General features: G+C 68.2%; 1 protein-coding gene and 2 pseudogenes. 1 reads left to right on the plus strand and 2 read right to left on the minus strand.

Annotated features, from left to right (window positions below):
* A pseudogene (locus HKK72_RS39200) lies at window positions 1-231 on the minus strand (hypothetical protein); the annotation flags it as partial.
* A 423-nt stretch (window positions 232-654) separates the two neighbouring features.
* On the opposite strand from HKK72_RS39200, the gene HKK72_RS39205 reads away from it, so the two are divergent.
* Window positions 655-1,113, plus strand: coding sequence for a hypothetical protein (locus HKK72_RS39205; RefSeq protein WP_187239422.1), 459 nt, complete (start codon window positions 655-657; stop codon window positions 1,111-1,113).
* Between the two features lie 7 nt (window positions 1,114-1,120).
* Here the strand turns inward: HKK72_RS39205 and HKK72_RS39210 are convergent.
* Window positions 1,121-1,484: pseudogene (locus HKK72_RS39210) on the minus strand (methionine ABC transporter ATP-binding protein); the annotation flags it as partial.

The raw sequence follows: 1,484 nt of genomic DNA on the forward strand, positions 1-1,484 counted from the left end.
GCCGGAGTCGAGCGAACGAATGTCCAGCTCCCGGTGACGCTGCTTGCGCTCGAGGAGTTCGCGCTCCGCGTCGGCTCGGTTGCCGTGCCGCTCGACGGCAAGGTCGTACTCCGGGCCGAACTCCGTGCGGAGCTGCTGCGCACGCAGGCGACGCCAGACGGCCATTCCGAGGACGATTCCGACGCACCCGACTACCACGATTGCGATGACGACCATTAGGGCGGTCGACATGTGTGCCTCCGGACGTGAGTTGTGATGTTCCACCCCGCCGATGCCCGTATAAATCGGGTCAAAACAACTTGGCGACACAAACCGTTCGGACGGTTATCAGTGACCGTGCAGTGACGTTCGGTAGATCGCGGCAAGGGTGTCGGCGAAGATCTGAGGTCGGCCGACCGATCGCAGACCCTGAGGTCGAGACATCCGCGAACGTTCGTGCAACCGCATCGCCCGGCGTGGCCGCCGCCCGTGCTCACGTGGGATCGTGTCCTCTTCCGGCCGCACGCCCGGTTCCCCCGACCTCAGACCCGCCCGACCAGTCGTACGGAGGCGAACCTGCGCATTCCCTTCCGAAGGAGCGTCGGGTCCTGTTAGGTATCGGTACGGATATGCCGTGTACGGGCACGGAGCGGGTGATGGGGATGGTGGTCGGCTGTGCGCCATGCGTTCGGCTTCGTACTCGGGATACTGCTCACACCGGCGTTGGCCTACGGGGCCGGATGGGGTTGTTCCCGTGCGGGGGCGGCGCTGGATCCGATAGGTCAGACGATCAACGACAGCACGCGGATGTACGGCGCCCTCTCGCTGATGGCCGCGGTGGGGCTCGTGACCGGCGTCATCATCGTGGCTCGGTGGGCGTCGCCGCTGGCCTCCCTGATCCCCGCGCTGGCCTTCATCGGCTGGACGGTCTACTTCCTGGTCGAGCCGAAGAGCGCACTTCAGCTGCCGGGTGACATCCCGCCGGCGGGCGAACTCGACGCGGGGCTGCAGCTGATGCTCAGCTCAGGGGTCTTCGCGCTGCTCGGATTCGCCCTGCTCATGCCGGCGTGGGCGCCCCGGCGGTGGCGGCGGGAGCGCCCGGACGACCTGGACGACGACTACTCGTACGGATGACCGGCGCTCACCGCGACGCGGGCAGACCGGTCCGGTAGAGCCGTGTGATGATGTCCTCGATGTCGGCCTCGCGTAGCGCGATGTCGGCGATCTCATGCCGGTCAGCCAGCGCCGCCACGACCGTCGCCGCGTTGGCGCCGGGCGGGAGCGCGAGCCACTGCCGGGGTCCGTCCCTGCGCACGACACGGACGCCGGGCAGGTCGAGGTCGGGGCCGGGCCGGGCGAGATCCACGATGAGGAGCCGGTCCGCCGCGACGGTGGCGCGCAGCTGGTCGAGGTCGCCGTCGTAGGCCAGCCGGCCATGGTCGATGATCATGATGCGGTGGCAGAGCCGTTCGATGTCCCCGAGGTCATGGGTGGTCAGCAGGATC

It is taken from the genome of Actinomadura sp. HBU206391, assembly GCF_014323665.1.
Classification (GTDB): Bacteria; Actinomycetota; Actinomycetes; order Streptosporangiales; family Streptosporangiaceae; genus Actinomadura_C.